The sequence below is a fragment of the Sphingopyxis sp. C-1 genome (assembly GCF_001047015.1).
Taxonomy (GTDB): Bacteria; Pseudomonadota; Alphaproteobacteria; order Sphingomonadales; family Sphingomonadaceae; genus Sphingopyxis.
The window spans coordinates 1,983,607-2,001,619 of sequence record NZ_BBRO01000001.1; the positions used below are offsets into that span (position 1 = coordinate 1,983,607).

Annotated in this window: 16 protein-coding genes; 14 read left to right on the top strand and 2 right to left on the bottom strand. The window is 61.9% G+C overall.

The window, feature by feature from the left end:
- The first annotated feature begins 39 nt into the window (after positions 1 to 39).
- The 10 genes from SC1_RS09210 (at position 40) to SC1_RS09255 (ending at position 10,049) form a co-directional block, all read left to right on the top strand.
- Positions 40 to 1,572, top strand: coding sequence for an acyl-CoA carboxylase subunit beta (locus SC1_RS09210; protein WP_062183882.1), 1,533 nt, complete (start codon positions 40 to 42; stop codon positions 1,570 to 1,572).
- 116 nt (positions 1,573 to 1,688) lie between these two features.
- Positions 1,689 to 2,438 (top strand): hypothetical protein, encoded by a 750-nt coding sequence (locus SC1_RS09215; RefSeq protein WP_152682343.1) that lies wholly within the window; start codon positions 1,689 to 1,691, stop codon positions 2,436 to 2,438.
- A 10-nt stretch (positions 2,439 to 2,448) separates the two neighbouring features.
- The gene (gene mce / locus SC1_RS09220; protein ID WP_062180402.1) at positions 2,449 to 2,898 is read left to right on the top strand and encodes a methylmalonyl-CoA epimerase; all 450 of its coding nucleotides are present in this window, start codon (positions 2,449 to 2,451) and stop codon (positions 2,896 to 2,898) included.
- Positions 2,899 to 3,007: 109 nt separating this feature from the next.
- Positions 3,008 to 5,155: a methylmalonyl-CoA mutase gene (gene scpA, locus SC1_RS09225; RefSeq protein ID WP_062180405.1), complete on the top strand. Its 2,148-nt coding sequence runs from the start codon at positions 3,008 to 3,010 to the stop codon at positions 5,153 to 5,155.
- Positions 5,152 to 5,598, top strand: a complete 447-nt coding sequence (locus SC1_RS09230) for a hypothetical protein (protein ID WP_062180408.1) — start codon at positions 5,152 to 5,154, stop codon at positions 5,596 to 5,598. Before scpA ends, SC1_RS09230 begins: the two co-directional genes overlap by 4 nt.
- 19 nt (positions 5,599 to 5,617) lie before the next feature.
- A complete protein-coding gene (bioB, locus tag SC1_RS09235) occupies positions 5,618 to 6,649 on the top strand; it encodes a biotin synthase BioB (RefSeq protein WP_062180411.1) in 1,032 nt (343 codons plus the stop codon).
- The gene (locus tag SC1_RS09240; RefSeq protein WP_062180414.1) at positions 6,646 to 7,038 is read left to right on the top strand and encodes a lysozyme inhibitor LprI family protein; all 393 of its coding nucleotides are present in this window, start codon (positions 6,646 to 6,648) and stop codon (positions 7,036 to 7,038) included. The genes bioB and SC1_RS09240 overlap by 4 nt, the downstream gene beginning before the upstream one ends.
- A gap of 5 nt (positions 7,039 to 7,043) precedes the next feature.
- Entirely contained in the window at positions 7,044 to 9,050 is a 2,007-nt protein-coding gene (locus SC1_RS09245) for an acetyl/propionyl/methylcrotonyl-CoA carboxylase subunit alpha (protein ID WP_062180417.1), read from the top strand.
- A gap of 108 nt (positions 9,051 to 9,158) precedes the next feature.
- Positions 9,159 to 9,530: a tRNA-binding protein gene (locus tag SC1_RS09250; RefSeq protein ID WP_062180430.1), complete on the top strand. Its 372-nt coding sequence runs from the start codon at positions 9,159 to 9,161 to the stop codon at positions 9,528 to 9,530.
- A gap of 111 nt (positions 9,531 to 9,641) precedes the next feature.
- Positions 9,642 to 10,049, top strand: coding sequence for an MAPEG family protein (locus tag SC1_RS09255; protein ID WP_083435766.1), 408 nt, complete (start codon positions 9,642 to 9,644; stop codon positions 10,047 to 10,049).
- A gap of 85 nt (positions 10,050 to 10,134) precedes the next feature.
- On the opposite strand, the gene SC1_RS09260 is transcribed toward SC1_RS09255, so the two are convergent.
- Positions 10,135 to 10,899, bottom strand: a complete 765-nt coding sequence (locus SC1_RS09260; RefSeq protein ID WP_062180436.1) for a cyclase family protein — start codon at positions 10,897 to 10,899, stop codon at positions 10,135 to 10,137.
- A gap of 20 nt (positions 10,900 to 10,919) precedes the next feature.
- On the opposite strand from SC1_RS09260, the gene SC1_RS22165 reads away from it, so the two are divergent.
- From SC1_RS22165 to alr, 3 genes are read left to right on the top strand one after another with little or no spacing between them, the layout of a single operon-like run.
- Positions 10,920 to 11,111 (top strand): hypothetical protein, encoded by a 192-nt coding sequence (locus tag SC1_RS22165; RefSeq protein WP_193749140.1) that lies wholly within the window; start codon positions 10,920 to 10,922, stop codon positions 11,109 to 11,111.
- Between the two features lie 30 nt (positions 11,112 to 11,141).
- A complete protein-coding gene (locus SC1_RS09265; protein WP_062180439.1) occupies positions 11,142 to 12,782 on the top strand; it encodes an MFS transporter in 1,641 nt (546 codons plus the stop codon).
- 43 nt (positions 12,783 to 12,825) lie between these two features.
- Complete coding sequence (gene alr / locus SC1_RS09270; protein ID WP_062180442.1) at positions 12,826 to 13,872, top strand: alanine racemase; 1,047 nt, start codon at positions 12,826 to 12,828, stop codon at positions 13,870 to 13,872.
- A 110-nt stretch (positions 13,873 to 13,982) separates the two neighbouring features.
- Here alr and SC1_RS09275 read toward each other — a convergent pair whose 3' ends face one another.
- Positions 13,983 to 16,964 (bottom strand): TonB-dependent receptor domain-containing protein, encoded by a 2,982-nt coding sequence (locus SC1_RS09275; RefSeq protein WP_062180445.1) that lies wholly within the window; start codon positions 16,962 to 16,964, stop codon positions 13,983 to 13,985.
- Between the two features lie 500 nt (positions 16,965 to 17,464).
- Here SC1_RS09275 and phaR point away from each other — a divergent pair, with 500 nt between their 5' ends.
- Positions 17,465 to 18,007 (top strand): polyhydroxyalkanoate synthesis repressor PhaR, encoded by a 543-nt coding sequence (phaR, locus tag SC1_RS09280; protein WP_062180448.1) that lies wholly within the window; start codon positions 17,465 to 17,467, stop codon positions 18,005 to 18,007.
- Positions 18,008 to 18,013: the final 6 nt, after the last annotated feature.

The following is an 18,013-nucleotide window of genomic DNA, read 5'->3' on the forward strand; positions in this document are numbered from 1 at the left end:
CGGGGGCAGACGGCGCGTTCGACACTATCGGAGAGCCGCATGTCCGCCAATATCGCCGAAATGGAACGCCGCCGGGCCGCTGCCGCCTTGGGCGGCGGACAAAAACGCATCGATGCCCAGCATGCCAAGGGCAAGCTGACCGCGAGAGAGCGGCTCGACGTACTTCTCGACGAAGGGTCGTTCGAAGAGCTCGACACCTATGTCGAACATAATTGCACCGATTTCGGGATGCAGGACCAGATCGTCCCCGGCGATGGTGTCGTTACCGGATCGGGCACGATCAACGGCCGCCTCGTCTATGTCTTCAGCCAGGATTTCACGGTCTTCGGCGGCTCGCTGTCGGAACGGCATGCCGAGAAGATCATGAAGGTGATGGATAATGCGATGAAGGTCGGCGCGCCCGTCATCGGCCTCAACGACAGTGGCGGCGCACGCATTCAGGAGGGCGTCGCTTCGCTCGGCGGCTATGCTGAGGTGTTCCAGCGCAACGTGCTTGCCTCAGGCGTCGTGCCGCAGATTTCGCTGATCATGGGCCCGTGCGCGGGCGGGGCAGTTTACAGCCCCGCGATGACCGACTTCATCTTCATGGTGAAGGACAGCAGCTATATGTTCGTCACTGGTCCGGATGTTGTCAAAACGGTGACTAATGAGGTTGTGACGCAGGAGGAACTCGGCGGCGCGATCACGCATACGACCAAAAGCTCGGTCGCCGATCTGGCGTTCGAGAACGACATCGAGGCGCTGCTCGCTGCGCGCGATTTCTTCGATTACCTGCCCGAAAACAACCGCAGCGGCGTTCCCGTCCGCCCGACGAGCGACCCCTACGACCGCGCCGAGGCCAGCCTCGACACGCTGGTCCCGCCGAATGCGAACCAGCCGTACGACATGCACGAGCTGATCCGCAAAACCGTCGACGAAGGCGATTTCTTCGAAGTGCAGCCGGCGCACGCCGCGAACATCATCTGCGGCTTCGGCCGTATCGAGGGCCGCACGATCGGCATCGTCGCGAACCAGCCGCTGGTGCTTGCGGGCGTGCTCGACATTAATTCGTCGAAGAAGGCGGCGCGCTTCGTCCGTTTCTGCGATGCGTTCGAGATTCCGATCATAACCTTTGTCGATGTCCCCGGCTTCCTGCCCGGCACCGCACAGGAATATAACGGCATCATCAAACATGGCGCCAAGCTGCTCTTCGCCTATGCCGAGGCGACGGTTCCCAAGATCACGGTGATCACGCGCAAGGCCTATGGCGGCGCCTATGACGTGATGGCGTCCAAGCATCTGCGCGGCGACCTCAACTATGCCTGGCCGACCGCAGAGATTGCGGTGATGGGTGCAAAGGGCGCGGTCGAGATCATCTTTCGCAGCGACATCGGCGACCCCGAAAAGATCGCGCAGCGTACGAAGGAATATGAAGCCCGCTTCGCCAACCCCTTCGTTGCGGCGTCGCGCGGCTATATCGACGAGGTGATCCACCCGCATAATACCCGCAAGCGGATCGCGCTGGGGTTGCGTAAGCTTCGGAACAAGCAACTCGAAAACCCGTGGAAGAAGCACGACAATATTCCGCTCTGATCGCGAGCATTTTTGTCGTCATATGTGATGTCCGGCACATATGAAGCACCGGACTGGAGCCATGGACAGCGAGCGGCTAAAACCGCGATGTCCTTGATTCCAAATGAGGTTTGAAGATGCGTAAACTCCTTCTTGCTACCCTGATTGCTCCCGTTCTTCTCGCCGCGCCGGCAGCGTCGGCGTTCGATCCCGATACGCCGGTGGGTAAGCCGAAGCCCGCCTTTCCAGTGACGCTCGGCAGCGAGGAAGACACGACGATCGGCCTTGCGTTCCGGACCGCGTTCGGCCTTGCCAAGGGCGCCGAGCCGACCGCAACGCGTGAGATCGACGGTCGCACTTACACATTCCGTCCCGCCGCGATCCATCTGCTCCCGAACAATGTCGGCGTGCTGCTGAGCCTCGGCAGCCTCGACGAAGCGGGGCACAGCGAGGGCGGGGTCAACGCGATCCATTATCTGCAGGGCGGCCCGTCTGGCTGGCAGCGCAAGGGCGAGTGGCTCGACCTCGGTTCGGTCGGCAGCGTCGGCAACGCCGCGACCGCCTGGGCCTTCAGCGATGCAATCGGCAAAAATCCCTATCTCATTACCTCGGGCGGCGGCGTTTGGCAGGGCTGCGCGATCAGCAGCGCGACGCTGACCGAACTGGCGCCCGACGCGCCGGCGGATCGCGCGAGCTTCACCGACAGCATGAGCTCGGGTGGCGGCCTGAACCAGAAGGAACAGGGCTTCGACGGGCAGATCACCGCGGCCGTTCCCGACAAGAGCTTTACCGTCACCTATTCCGGGACACGCACGATCAAGCAGCAATATCTGTTCAAAAATGGCAAATATGAACTGGTCGGCAAGGACCAGATTCCGGGCTGCTGAGGAGAATGAGATGAAACTGGGTCGCCTCAACCATATCGGCGTCGCCACGCCGTCGATCGCCGACAGCATCGTCTTTTACCGCGATGTGATGGGGGCGACGCAGATTCATGAACCTTTCGATCTGCCCGAACAGGGCGTGAAAGTGTGCTTCGTCGATACGCCGACCGACTCTTCAGGGCTTGGGGGGCTGAACGGCACACAAATCGAGCTGATCGAGCCATTGCCGGGTAATGCGTCGATCGCGGCCTTCCTGCAAAAGAACCCGGCAGGAGGGCAGCATCATCTGTGCTACGAGGTTCCCGATATCCATGCCGCCAAGGCCGAGTTCGAGGCGATGGGCAAGCGCGTGCTCGGCGAGCCGCGGATCGGGGCGCATGGGACGCTGATCTTCTTCCTGCACCCCAAGGATATGGGCGGGGTGCTGACCGAGATTATGGAGACGCCGAAGGGCGACCACTGACGTTCATTTCATCGTCACCCCGGACTTGATCCGGGGTCCCGCTGGCGGGCGTCGCAAAGCGGGGTGCCGGATCAAGTCCGGCATGACGAAAAGAGAGTAGAGACTGCATATGACCGACAAGCCAACGCTCGACCAATGGGCCGCCGCCGCGGAAAAGGAAGTGAAGGGCAAGGACCTCACTTGGGCGACGCCCGAGGGTATCGACGTCAAGCCGCTCTACACGGCCGAAGACGTGCAGACCGATCCCGGCCTGCCTGGCTTCGCGCCGTTCACACGCGGCGTTCGCGCGTCGATGTATGCCGGACGCCCTTGGACGATCCGTCAATATGCAGGCTTTTCGACCGCCGAGGAATCGAACGCCTTTTATCGCCGCAACCTGGCGGCGGGCCAAAAGGGCCTGTCGGTCGCCTTCGACCTCGCGACGCACCGCGGTTATGACAGCGACCATCCGCGCGTCGTCGGCGACGTCGGTAAAGCGGGGGTCGCGATCGACAGCGTCGAGGATATGAAGATCCTGTTCGACGGCATCCCGCTCGATCAGATGTCGGTGTCGATGACGATGAATGGCGCGGTGATCCCCATCCTCGCCTTCTTCATCGTCGCGGGCGAGGAGCAGGGGGTCGAGCGCAAGCTGCTCGACGGGACGATCCAGAACGACATCCTCAAGGAGTTCATGGTCCGCAACACCTATATCTACCCGCCCGAACCGAGCATGCGGATCATCTCGGACATCTTCGGCTATACGTCGCGCGAGATGCCCAAGTTCAACAGCATCTCCATCTCCGGCTATCATATGCAGGAAGCCGGGGCGACGCAGGTGCAGGAACTGGCGTTCACCATCGCCGACGGCGCCGAATATGTGCGCTATGGCGTCGCATCGGGGCTCGACATCGACAAGTTCGCCGGGCGCCTGTCCTTCTTCTTCGCGATCGGCATGAATTTCTTCATGGAGATCGCTAAACTTCGCGCCGCGCGGGTGTTGTGGCACCGCGTGATGACCAATCTTGGTGCCAAGGACGAGCGGTCGAAGATGCTGCGCACCCACTGCCAGACGTCGGGCGTCTCGCTCACCGAGCAGGACCCATACAACAACGTCATGCGCACGACGATCGAGGCGATGGCGGCGATGCTCGGCGGCACGCAGAGCCTCCACACCAACGCGCTCGACGAGGCCATCGCGCTGCCGACCGACTTTTCGGCCCGCATCGCGCGCAACACCCAGATCGTCATCCAGGAAGAGACCGGGATGACCAAGGTCGTCGATCCGCTCGGCGGCTCCTATTATGTCGAGGCTTTGACGCAGGAACTGGTCGACAAGGCGTGGGAGATTATCGAACGCGTCGAGAAGGAAGGCGGCATGGCCAAGGCCGTCGCGGCGGGCTGGCCCAAGGCGATGATCGAGACCGCAGCAGCAGCGCGTCAGGCGCGTGTCGACCGCGGCGACGACGTGATTGTCGGGGTGAACAAATATCGCCTGGCGAACGAGGATTTGCTCGAAACGCTGGAGGTCGACAACACGAAGGTGCGCGAGGCGCAGATCGCGCGGATCAACAAGACCAAGGCGGCTCGTGACGAAGCGGCCTGTCAGGCGGCGCTGAAGGCGCTGCGCGATGCTGCCGCGGGCGAGCAGTCGATCGAGAATAACCTGCTTGCCCACGCCGTCGATGCTGCGCGCGCGCGCGCGACGCTCGGCGAAATTTCTTCGGCGATGGAAGAAAGCTTTGACCGTTACGGCACCCAGCCGACCCCGGTGAAGGGCGTCTATGCCGCGCCCTATGAAGGCGATGCGCGCTGGCAGCAGGTGCTTGACGGTGTCGCGGCGGTCGAACGCCGTATGGGCCGAAAACCCAAGCTGCTCGTGGCCAAGATGGGTCAGGATGGGCATGATCGCGGCGCGAACGTCATCGCCTCGGCCTTTGGCGACATGGGCTTTGATGTCGTGTCCGGCCCCTTGTTCCAGACGCCTGAGGAAACGGTGGTGCTGGCGCTCGACAGCGGCGTCGATGTCGTCGGCGCATCGAGCCTTGCCGCGGGGCACAAAACGCTGATCCCCGAACTCATCAACAAGCTTCGCGAAGCCGGCCGTAACGACATCAAGGTCATTGCAGGCGGCGTCATCCCGCCGCAGGATTACGACTATCTCCGCGACGCGGGCGTCCAGGGCATCTACGGCCCCGGCAGCAATGTGGTCGAATGTGCCGCCGACGTGCTGCGCCTGCTCGGCCACAATATGCCACCGCTGGAGGATGCTGCTTGAACCATCTGCTTCGCCTGATGCTTGCAGGGGTGGCCGCCATGAGCGGAACGGCGGCGCACGCCGAACCCGCCAGCCGTCCGAGCGAATATCGCAAGAATGTCCCTGTCGAGTTGATCTATCGGCAGCAGATCGACGACGTCTATTTCACCGACTGGTATGGCCGCGTCGAAAAGAGCGACGGCCCCTGGCGCGACATCTATTTCGAGACGAGCGACAAATATGTGAACAAGGGGCTGATCCGTCTGAATTGCGACGATCCCGAAGCCGATATCGACTTCACGCTTTACGGCGTCGGCGAATATGGCAACGCCGAAACCGGACGGCAGGTGACGATCAGCTATGGCGACCGTCGGCCGTGGGCGGAAGGCAATTATCAGGACATGTTCGGCGAAACGCCGACGATCGAATTTTACGGCGCCGCTCTAGAGCGCTTCTGCAAATAACATCAAAGGGCCGAAATCCATGAACCTCTCCCAAACTGCCCCGCAAGACGATCAGGTGCGTACCGACTGGACGCGCGAGGAAATCGCCGAGCTGTTCGACCTGCCGTTCGACGAACTGATGTGGGAGGCGCAGGGCGTCCACCGCCGCCATCACGCGCGCGGCGAAGTCCAGCTTTGCACCTTGCTGTCGATCAAGACCGGCGGCTGCGTCGAGGATTGCGGTTATTGCTCGCAGTCGAAAAGCGCCGAAAGCGGATTGAAGGCGACGAAGCTGATGGATGTGCGCGCGGTCCTGCAATCGGCAGCGCAGGCGAAGGATTCGGGATCGAAGCGATTCTGCATGGGTGCCGCCTGGCGCAACCCAAAGGACCGCGACATGCCTGCGATCGTCGAGATGATAGAGGGCGTGCGCCAGATGGGCATGGAAACCTGCATGACTCTGGGGATGCTGACCAAGGAACAGGCGCAGACGCTCGCGGTCGCGGGGCTCGATTATTATAACCACAATATCGACACTTCTCCCGAGAATTACGGGAATATCATTTCGACACGGACGTTTCAGGACCGCCTCGATACGCTCGAGGAAGTCCGCAACGCCGGGATCAACGTCTGCTCGGGCGGGATTGTCGGGCTGGGCGAGAACCGGCAGGATCGTGTCGGCTTCATCCACGCGCTGGCGACGCTCGAACGCCATCCCGAAAGCGTGCCAGTGAACGCGCTGGTGCCCGTAAAGGGCACCGTGCTCGGCGACATGCTCGCCGACACCCCGCTCGCGAAGATCGACGACATCGAGTTCGTCCGCACGATCGCCGTCGCGCGCATCACCATGCCGAAATCGATGGTCCGCCTGTCAGCGGGGCGCGAGAGCATGTCGGAGGCGACGCAGGCGCTGTGCTTCATGGCGGGCGCGAACAGCATCTTCACCGGCGACAAGCTGCTCACCACCGGCAACCGCGGCGACAATGCCGACGCGGCGCTGTTCGCGAAGCTGGGGATCGTGCCGATGGTGAGCGAAGAGCCGATGCGCGCGCAAATGGAAGCGGCGGAATGATCCTTTCGGCCCTCTTGGCATTGGCGGCGGCCGCCCAGGATCCCGAGATCGATTGCGACAATGCGATGGCGCAGTTCGAACTCAACGCATGCGCGTACAAGGAATTCGAGCGCGCGGATGCTGCGATGAACGCGCAGTGGAAGGTGACGGCGGCGCGCATGAAAGCGATCGACGCCGAGTTCGACCGCACGCAGGACAATCGCCCCGGTTATTTCGACACATTGCTCGCGGCGCAGCGCGCCTGGCTGACCTACCGCGACAAGCAATGCGCGAGCGAAGGCTACACGATGCGTGGCGGCTCGGCCGAACCGATGGTGATCAGCGGTTGCCAGACGCAACTCACCGATGCGCGTACCAAACAACTCAAAGATCTGATTGAGGAATATTGAGGGCCATGTTCAAGAAAATCCTGATCGCCAATCGCGGCGAAATCGCCTGCCGCGTCATCAAGACCGCGCGCCGCATGGGCGTCGCGACCGTCGCCGTCTATTCGGACGCCGACGCGCGCGCGCCCTTTGTGCAGATGGCCGACGAGGCGGTGCATATCGGGCCGTCGCCCGCATCCGAATCCTATCTGATCGCCGACAAGATCATCGCGGCGTGCAAGGCGACGGGCGCCGAGGCGGTGCATCCGGGCTATGGCTTCCTGTCCGAACGCACCAGCTTTGCGGAGGCACTGGCCAAAGAAAATATCGCCTTCATCGGCCCGCCGGTAAACGCGATCGCGGCGATGGGCGACAAGATCGAGTCGAAGAAGCTCGCGAAGGAAGCGGGCGTCAACGTCGTCCCGGGCTTCGTCGGTGAGATCGACGATACCGAACATGCCGTGCGCATCTCGAACGAGATCGGCTATCCGGTGATGATGAAGGCATCGGCGGGCGGCGGCGGCAAGGGCATGCGCCTCGCCTATGACGAAAAGGATGTTCGCGAGGGATTTGAAGCGACGAAGCGCGAGGGGCTCAACAGCTTCGGCGACGACCGCGTCTTCATCGAGAAGTTCATCCTGAACCCGCGCCACATCGAAATCCAGATCCTGGGCGACCAGCACGGCAATGTGCTCTACCTCAACGAGCGCGAGTGCAGCATCCAGCGCCGCCACCAGAAGGTGGTCGAGGAAGCGCCGTCACCGTTCGTCACCGAAAAGATGCGCAAGGCGATGGGCGAGCAGTGCGTCGCGCTGTCGAAAGCCGTCGGCTATTACAGCGCGGGCACCGTCGAACTGATCGTCTCGGGCGCCGATCCGACGGGCGAGAGTTTCTACTTCCTTGAAATGAACACGCGGCTTCAGGTCGAACATCCGGTGACCGAGGCGATCACCGGCATCGATCTGGTCGAGCAGATGATCCGCGTCGCGGCGGGCGAGAAGCTCGAGATCACGCAGGACGATGTGAAGATCGACGGCTGGGCGATCGAGAACCGGGTCTATGCAGAGGATCCTTATCGCGGCTTCCTGCCCTCGACCGGGCGGCTTGTCCGTTACCGAACGCCCGTTCCCGCCTGGGAAGGCGAAGAGCGCGGCGTCGATGGCGTGCGCGTCGATGCGGGGGTAGAGGAAGGCGGCGAAGTGTCGATCTTTTACGATCCGATGATCGCCAAGCTGGTGACCTGGGGCAAGACGCGGGACGAAGCCGCCGACCTGCAGATCGCGGCGCTCGACCGCTTCGAGCTCGAAGGGCTCGGGCACAATATCGATTTCGTCTCCGCCATCATGCAGCACCCGCGTTTCCGCTCGGGCGAACTGACGACGGGTTTCATCGCCGAGGAATATCCCGAGGGATTCCACGGCGCACCGACGAATGGCGATGTGACACGTGCGCTCGCGGCTATCGCGGGCTTTATGGCTAGCGCCGAGGCCGACCGCGCGCGCCGAACCGACGGCCAGCTCGGCGACCGGCTCGAACCGCCTTCAAAATGGCAAGTGTCGATCGACGGCGCGCCGCACAAGGTCAAGATCGGCGACAAGCATATCAAGGTCGAAGGCGACCGGATCGACATCGCGCTGGAGTATACGCCGGGCGACCGGCTCGTCGTTGCCGATATCGACGATAGCGAACTGGCGGTAAAGGTCGCGAAGACGCGTACCGGCTGGAAGATGACAACGCGCGGACACATCCACGATGTCCGCGTGCTGCCCTGGCACGTCGCACCGCTGGCGACGCATATGATCGAGAAGATTCCGCCCGATCTTTCGAAATTCCTCATCTGCCCGATGCCGGGACTGCTCGTCACGCTGCACGTGGGCGAAGGCGACAAGGTGGAAGCCGGCCAGCCGCTCGCGACTGTCGAGGCGATGAAGATGGAGAATATCCTCCGCGCCGAAAAATCGGGTGTCGTGAAAACCGTGAACGCCGCGCAAGGCGACAGCTTGGCGGTCGATGCGGTTATCCTCGAAATGGAGTGATATTCGAAATCCGTTCGTGCTGAGCTTGTCGAAGCACCCGCCTTCCTTTTACGGCGTTGGCGAGAAGGGCAGCCCTTCGACAAGCCCAAGGCGAACGGAGTTTGGAATATGCACGTCAACCACGATCAAGATGCAGCAGCGGCAGAGACGATCAGCTTCGACGATTTTCTCCGCGTAGACATTCGCATCGGCACGATCGTTGAGGCCGAACCCTTTCCCGAGGCGCGCAAACCCGCATTCAAGCTGAAGATCGACTTCGGTCCCGCGATCGGGGAGAAGAAAAGTAGCGCGCAGATCGTCGACCGCTATGCGCTGGAAGAACTGCCTGGGCGGCAGGTGGCTGCCGTCGTCAACTTCCCGCCGCGTCAGATCGGCAAGTTCATGTCCGAAGTATTGACGCTTGGTTTCGCCGACGAAGAAGGCGCGGTCATCCTATTTGCACCCGATCGCAAGGTTCCCAACGGCTCGCGCCTCTTCTGAGCCCCACATCATTGCGAGCGTAGCGAAGCAATCCAGAGTAGCGTAAACCGCTCTGGATTGCTTCGCTACGCTCGCAATGACGGCGGACGGGGAAGCTGGGGGAGAGAGGGCATGACATTACCCGTAACCGCGTTCGTTGCAGCCATTTGCGCCTTGCTGCTGCTCATCACAGCGATTGACACCGTACGCCAGCGGTTGCGCGTAAAGGCCGCGTTCGGCGACCATGGCGATGCCAAGCTGATCAGCGCCAGCCGCGCACACGGCAATCTCGCCGAATATGCGCCGATCACGATCATCCTGCTCGGGCTGCTCGAAACCGCGCGCGCCAATCATATGGGGCTGATGATCGTCGGTGCGATCTTCCTCATCGGCCGCGTCGCGCACGTCATCGGGCTCTACACGCCGTCGGAACCGGGGAAAGCGCCGCTGGGGCGCCAGGTCGGTGTGCTCGCGACCTTCGGGGCGTTGCTGGTGCTCGCCGGTTGGACGCTGTGGATCCTACTCACCAGAAATCTTTGAACCTTCGTTACGCCGGACTTGATCCGGCATCCATTTCTGCCGCGGGGCTATGGACCACGGATCAAGTCCGGGGTGACGAAGAAGGTTAGTCGACGAGTGCCACCGCGCGGATCCAACCCGCGCTCGCCCGCTCGATCTTCACCGGGAAGCAACTAAAGGTAAACCCGGTCGCCGGAATGGCTGTCAGATTGGTCAGCTTCTCGATCTGATAATAGGGCCGGATGCGCCCCGCCTTATGACCTTCCCAGATAATCGACGGATCGCGTGTTTCGGCCCAGCGCTTCGCGGTGTGGCTGAACGGCGCGTCCCAGCTCCACGCGTCGGTCCCGACGACCTGCACGCCGCGCGCCGTCAGATAAAGCGTCGCCTCTGCGCCCATGCCGCAACCCTGATCGGTGAAATTGTCAGTGCCGTAGATCGCACCCGACTGGACGAGCACGATGTCGAGCGGCTGGAGATCGTGCCCAATGCGTGCGAGTTCGGCCTCGACCTCGGCGCCGCTCACGACATGGCCGTGCGGGCGGTCCGAAAAGTCGAGCTTCACCCCCGGACGGAAGAACAGGTCCAGCGGTGCCTCGTCGATCGATGGGGCAGGGGAAACGCCGCTGTCGGTCGTCGAGTGATAATGCCAGGGCGCATCCATATGCGTACCATTGTGCGTGCTGAGCGACAGCATCTCGACCGCCCAGCCTTCGCCGTCGGGCAGATCCTCCCGCGTCAGGCCGGGGAAGAACATCGCGATCTGCTCCCACGTATTCTCGTGGGTCATATAGGTGATGTTCGGACGCATCACCGGCGGGTCGGATACGACGTCGTTGGTGATCGGGATCGAAAGGTCGATGAACTGCATTCAGGCATCCTGCCACCGGATTGACGCTACGCCAAGAAGGCTTGCGCGGCGGCGCTTGCCCGGTAGAGATGCAGCAAAGCTTTGCGATTTTCAACGACACGCCGATACGAAAGAAATATTGGGGCGCCTTGAATGAAGTCGGATTGCGTGCGTCTTCTTTACTGACGCCCGCGACCTTGGGCGATCTTTCATGCCCGACCGGGATTGAATAAGCCCCAAGCAAAAGGGGCAAGGGAGAGTGTATGACAGAAAGTGCCGTCGCCGGACCCGGCGCCGTTTATGAACCGACCGCGAAAGATATTCGAATGGTCATCGCCGCGTCGTCGGCGGGTACCGTGTTCGAATGGTATGATTTCTTCATCTACGGCACGCTCGCGGCGATCATTGGCAAGGCCTTTTTCCCCAGCGACAATGCGACGCTCGAAATCCTGCTCGTCTGGGCGGGCTTTGCGGTCGGTTTCGGCTTCCGCCCGCTCGGCGCCGTTCTCTTTGGCTTTCTCGGCGACCGGCTCGGCCGCAAATATACCTTTCTCGTTACCGTCACCCTGATGGGCATTGCGACCGCGGGGGTCGGCATGATCCCCTCGGCTGCAACCATCGGCATCGCGGCGCCGATCATCATCATCCTGCTCCGTGTGCTGCAGGGGCTCGCGCTCGGCGGCGAGTATGGCGGCGCCGCCGTCTATGTCGCCGAACATTCGCCGCCGGGTAAACGTGGTTTCTATACCAGCTTCATCCAGGCAAGCGTGGTTGGCGGCTTTGTGCTGAGCCTGATCGTCGTACTCGGCTGCAAGGCGTTGATGCCCGATGCGGTCTGGGAAAGCTGGGGGTGGCGCGTGCCGTTCCTGCTGTCGCTGATCCTGCTCGCCATCTCTTTGTGGATGCGCCTCAAACTGTCGGAAAGTCCGGTATTTCAGGCGATGAAGGCCGAGGGCGAGATTGCGAAGAACCCGGTGAAGGAGAGCTTCACCTACCCAGGCAATCTGAGGCGCATCTTCATCGCGCTGTTCGGCATCGCCGCGGGTCTGACCGTGATCTGGTATACTGCGATGTTTTCAGGCCTCGCCTTCCTCAAAGGGCCGATGAAGGTTGAGGATACGGCGGCCGAAATCATCGTCGGCGTGGCAGCCGCGCTTGGCATGGGCTTCTTCATCTGGGCGGGCCGCATCTCCGATCGGGTCGGGCGGAAAAAGCCGATCGTTTGGGGATATGCCGCAACGCTCGTGCTTCTCTTCCCGCTCTTCTGGCTGATGGGTAGCGTCGGCAATCCCGCGCTGACGGGGGCAGCCGAAAAGGCGCCGGTGGTTGTCACCGGGTCGCAGTGCAGCTTCGATCCCTTTGCGCAGAAACAGGAAACCGCCTGCGGAAAGACGCTCGGCGAACTTACCAAGCTGGGCGTGCCGTACAAGGTCGTCGATCGCGGCAGCCGTTTCGACAGCGTGCGCGTGACGATAGGTGGCCGCGAAGTCGCCGGCGAAGATCCCGCGGTCCTGAAACCTGCGCTCGAGGCGATGGGCTATAATTTCGAAAAGCAGATTCCGGACATACTCGGCATCGCGGTAATCATCATCGCACTGCTCGGCCTCAGCGCGCTCTCGGGCTTCACCTATGGCCCGGTCGCGGCGCTGTTGTCTGAGATGTTCCCGCCGCACGTGCGCTACTCGTCGCTGTCGATTCCCTATCATCTTGGAACCGGATATTTCGGTGGCTTCCTGCCCCTGATCGCGAGTTTCATCATCGCAAAGACGGGGAATGCCTATGCCGGGCTGTGGTATACGTGGGGCGTGGTGCTCGTCGCCTTCCTCGTGACGGCCTTCATGCTCAAGGATCCGGTCGAGGGGCAGTGGGACAAGCCGGCCCGGGGCACTGCGCCGACGGCCTGAACCCCCATTGGCGCGGCGATTGAACCGGTATAGGGGCAGCGGGATGATAGAAGTCCCGTCGCCGCTCCGTCTTCGTCTCGACAGCGATGCGCTTGTCGCCAATTGGCGCTGGCTGGCCGCGCAAAGTGGCTCGGCGGCGTGCGGCGCCGCGATCAAGGCCGACGGTTACAGCCTCGGCGCGCGTGAGGTGATGCGGCATCTTGTCGCTGCCGGTTGCCGCGATTTCTTTGTCGCGACATGGCGCGAGGCGGCGGCACTGATGCCTTTGCCCGAGGGCGTGTCGTTATCGGTCCTGCACGGCGTCGGCGTGAGCGACATGATCGCCGCGCGAACGCTGCCGGCCCGCCCGGTGCTCAACAGCGTCGAGCAGGTTCAGCGCTGGCGTGCGGCCGGCGAAGGGCGGCCATGCGACGTGATGGTCGATACCGGGATGAACCGCCTCGGTCTGCGTGTCGATGAAGCCATGGGCGGCGCGCTCGATGGGCTTTCGATCGAAACCCTGCTCAGCCATCTTGCTTCGGCCGACGAGGACAGCGAGCAGAATGCGAACCAACTGACGGCCTTCCGGACCATTCGCCAGTCGATTCCGGCGCGGCGATACAGCCTTGCAAACAGCGCCGGCATCTGCCTCGGCACCAACTATGCGTTCGACCTGACGCGCCCGGGCATCGCACTTTACGGCGGTACGCCGCGTGGGGAGGCGCGGGGATATATCCGGCAAGTCGTCTATCCCGAAACGCGCGTGCTGCAGGTCCGCAACCTGCACCAGGGTGAAACGGTCGGATACAATGCGACCTGGACTGCGAAGCGAGAAAGCCGGATCGCGGTGGCCAATATGGGCTATGCCGACGGTTATCTGCGCTGCCACGCCGGAGCGGGGCACGCGATGTGGCAAGCGCACGACCTACCGTTGATCGGCCGGGTGTCGATGGACCTCATCGCCTTCGACGCCAGCGACGCGGAACCGGTGGCTGAAGGCGACTGGCTTGCGCTCGAATATGATCTTCCCGAAGTGTCGGTGGCTAGCGGTCTGTCGCAATATGAATTGCTGACGGGCCTCGGCGCGCGCTTTGAGCGCCGCTGGGCTTAGGAGGCGCTCGGGAAAAGGCGCCCCGCTCCGCCCGGCATATCTCTCCGAATAGCAAAAGAAAGGGCCCCGAACTTGCGTTCGGGGCCCAAATTCTTGTCCAATCCGAAGGATTAGAACTTGGCCGAGGCGTTCACGAAGAACGTACGGCCACGATAGTCGTAGCCCGAATAGAGCGGCGCGTTACCGATGGTCGTGTAACCGATCGCCGAAATACGCGGCGGCTTCTTGTCGAACAGGTTCTGAACACCAGCCGTGATTTCATACTTCTCGGCAATGTTGAACTGGACCGAAGCCGAGTGCAGGAAGTAGTTCGGGGCTTCGAGATAGTAGCTATCGCGATAGGCCTGAACCAGGTCAGGATCCGAAACGCCCGTCAGTTCGTCATAAGCGAAGAACTTGTACGTCCGATCACGATCGCCATCGATCCAGTCGAGACCGTAGCGCAGCGTCACGTTGTTGAAACGGTACGTTGCGTCAAAGGTGCCAACCCAGTCGGGGTTCACGACCGTACCATTCATGTCGGTCAGGAACTCTTCGGGGAAGAGGCGGCTCGACTGTTCGGTATATTTCGTGATGTTGGCATTCAGCGTGAAGCGGCCGCCGAACAGGTCACGCGAGTAACGACCGTTGAACTCGAAGCCCTTGCGGATGTCTTCCGAAAGGTTGACGAAGCTGCTCGTAACGGTCAGCGCGTTGTTCGCATCGCGTTCGACAAAGCGGCAGAAACCCTCGCTCGCATTGAAGTTGGGGTCGCCATAGCAGCGATTCAGGATCGTCGTGGCATCGAGGTCCGCGACGCCGTTGCTGACCTTGATGTTGAAATAATCCAGCGACAAGGAAAGCTGACCAACCGATTCAGGCAGGACCGGACGGATAACAACGCCGACCGACCAGTTCTTCGAGGTTTCTGCCTCGAGACCGGCATCGGCACCGCCGACACGGAAGGTGGTGATACCGCTGGTCTGCTGGAACCCGGCGGGCAGGCCGATGGCAAGGCAGTTCGCCGAGATGATCTGCTCGTTCGGCGACTGGCTGGCCGGGGGCGGCAGATCATCGCAGGGATCGAGCGTGCTGCCAAGGAAGCCGCTCGTCGCGCCGAGGAACTGTTCGGCGAGAGCCGGGGCGCGATACGACGTGCCATAGCTGGCGCGGAGACCGAACCCGCGGATCGGTTCCCACTCGGCCGCGACCTTGAAGGTCGTGTCCGAACCATAGGACTTATAGTCGGTATACCGCCCCGAAGCGGTCAGGTTGAGGCGATAGAAACCGGGCGTGTCGGCAAGGATCGGCACGAAGACTTCGCCGTAGATTTCCTTGACGCTGTCCTTGCCGACCGTCGGCGTGCCGGCGGTCAGGCCAAGCAGGTTGCCGTTGATCGAGTTCGGATCGGGCTGGTCGTTGATGCTCTGCTTGCGATATTCGGCGCCCAGCGCGAGCTGGACATCGCCGCCGGGCATCGCGAACAGCGGACCGTCGACGTTGAACGCGAAGGTCGTTTCGCGGAACTTGGTGTTGCCGATCGTGTTGACAAGGATCCAGTCCTTGAAGTTCTGCGGCAGGCGGCCGCCGATGACATCCGCCGAGAGAGCCGGAGCAGCGATACAGTTCGGGTTCGTTGCCGAGCTGGCGCAGCGGAAGGTGCCGTTGCCGTTGCTGACGGCGTCGAGCGACTGGGCCAGACGATCGATCAGGAAGGATTCGATTTCGTAACGGCCATCGTTCCACGACTTGCCGACATAGGCGTCATAGCGCCAACTGGGCAGGAAGAAGTCGCCGCGAATGCCGCCCGACACGCGAGCATAGTCGACTTGCTGACGCGAGTCGGTCAGGCCAAAGCCGATGAAGGCACGGGCCATGACGTCGCGGCCGCCCGAGGTTTCGTTCGGTGCCAGGAGACGCGTTCCCTGACGGAACTCGACGGGCAGCAGTTCGCTTCCGCGGACATAGTCCAGCGACAACTGGCGATACAGCGGCGACGACGACTTGCGGCGGGTAACGAGCACTTCGCCATAGACTTCGGCATTGCCAAGGATGTCGGTGTTATAGGTACCCGAAAGATAGCCGGTGTAGATTTCGGCGCTCGTGATCAGCGGCTCTTCCTGCGATGCAGGGTCGAACGTGTCGCGATCATAGGTGCCGACACCGAGATAGCCCGGGAGCGGGCCGCCCGTGCCCGGCGAGGGGACGAAGCGGTTGAAGGTGCCGACGGTACCGCTCGTACGGCCAATTGCCTGGCGTGCGGAAACGCCGAGCGTGTTGATCGTCACGCCGCCATTGTCGAGCGTGAAGCAGTTCCGCGGATCGCCGACCGGGAAAGCGTCGCCCGATCCGAACTCCGACCCTTCGCCGTCCAGGAAGCCGCCGATCGGGCACTTGAGCCACGGCACGTCATTCAGCGAGAGCTGGTCGCGCTTGCGATATTCGACCGAGCCGATGATGTTGAGGCGGTCGGTTTCGAAACCGAACGAGGCGGCGACGCGCTTGTCAACGCCCGCGCCGACTTCGGGCACGTTCACCTGCGCGTCGAGGACCAGGCCGCGCAGCTTGTTGTCGGTAATGATGTTCACAACGCCGGCGACGGCGTCCGAACCGTAAATCGACGAAGCACCCGCCTTCAGCACTTCGATGCTGCTGACGATTGCGGTCGGAAGGACGTTAAGGTCGGCTGCGAGAACCGAACCGCGCGTGCCGCCCGGTGCCAGGCGGCGGCCGTTAAGCAGGACCAGCGTACGGCTCGGGCCGAGGTTGCGCAGGCCCAGCGTGTTGGCGCCGGTACCACCGTCGGTCACGAAACCGCCGTAGAAGTTGTTGATCTGGCCCGAACCCTGCGTGACCGCATTGCTCTGCAGCGCATCGGCCGCACTGTTGAAACCCGCCTGCGTGATTTCCTCGGCAGTGACGACCGTGATCGGCTCAGCGACCGAGAATTCGTCACGACGGATGCGCGAGCCGGTGACAACGATCGCGCCGTCATTGGCATTTTCGGCAGTCTTTTCGGTTTGGGCCGTTTCGCTTTGCGCCATGGCAGGCGCGGCAATAAACAAGGCAAGAGTCAGGGCAGAGCCCCGCACTAGCAGGCTAGTCTTCTTCATGATTTAATTCCCCGGTTGTCCGTTCAAAAAATGAGACTTGAACGGATTGACACCAATCAAGACCGAAATTTTCGGGGGCACAAGCTTTTGATGAAGTTTTTCTGACACTCGGCAGACTCAGATGTGTCGCTGTGGCTTTTTCGCAACAGATTGGCCCCGAAGAGGCGATGTCGACTTGAAATCAAAGTGCTGACCCGTGAAACGAACGACCTTAGGCGGCCCTCTAAGCCGTAAAATATGCTATAGTTTTGATTTCCTCTGCAACTATATTGCGTTCACGCCTCTTGGGAGGTCGCAAAGCCCGTGGCCTGTCGAACCAGCTTATGTGAACGTTCTTCCTTGCCCTGCCTGCCGCGCAGGGCTTGCGAATCGCGTCGGTCCCGCCCTGTGGAGCCGCGAATCCGCGCATGTTGCGACGCATCATTATTTGATGCTAATGCAGGGTTTGATACCCGGCGGCGCGATCGCACCGCCTGGGAACACAAGGAGCGCAGGTCAAGATGGCGAAGTCCAAGGCGGGGGCGACGGAAGATGGCGTCGTCACGATCAAGAAATACGCCAACCGGCGCCTCTACGATACCGAGCGTAGCTGCTACATCACGCTCGAGGATCTTGGGACCATGGTTCGGGATGGTCGCGAATTCCGCGTCGTCGATGCCAAGAGCGGCGACGACATTACCCATAATGTCCTGACGCAGATCATCATGGACGAGGAAACGCGCGGCGAAACCCTGTTGCCGGTCAATTTCCTCCGCCATCTGATCGGCATGTACGGCGACAAGATGCAGTCGATGGTGCCGCAATATCTCGAAGCTTCGATGACCGCATTCCGCAAGAACCAGCAAGATGTCCGCTCCGCATTCGAAGGGGCGCTGGGGTCGAACCCGCTTGCCGAACTCACGCGTCGCAATATGGAAATGTTCCAGCAGGCGGCGGGGGCCTTCATCCCAGGCGCAAGCGGTGGAAAGGCCAAGGATGCGGAGATCGCCGCCCTCCGGGCCGAAGTGGCCGAACTCAAGGCCGAGCTCGCAAAGAAGAACTAGGCCGGG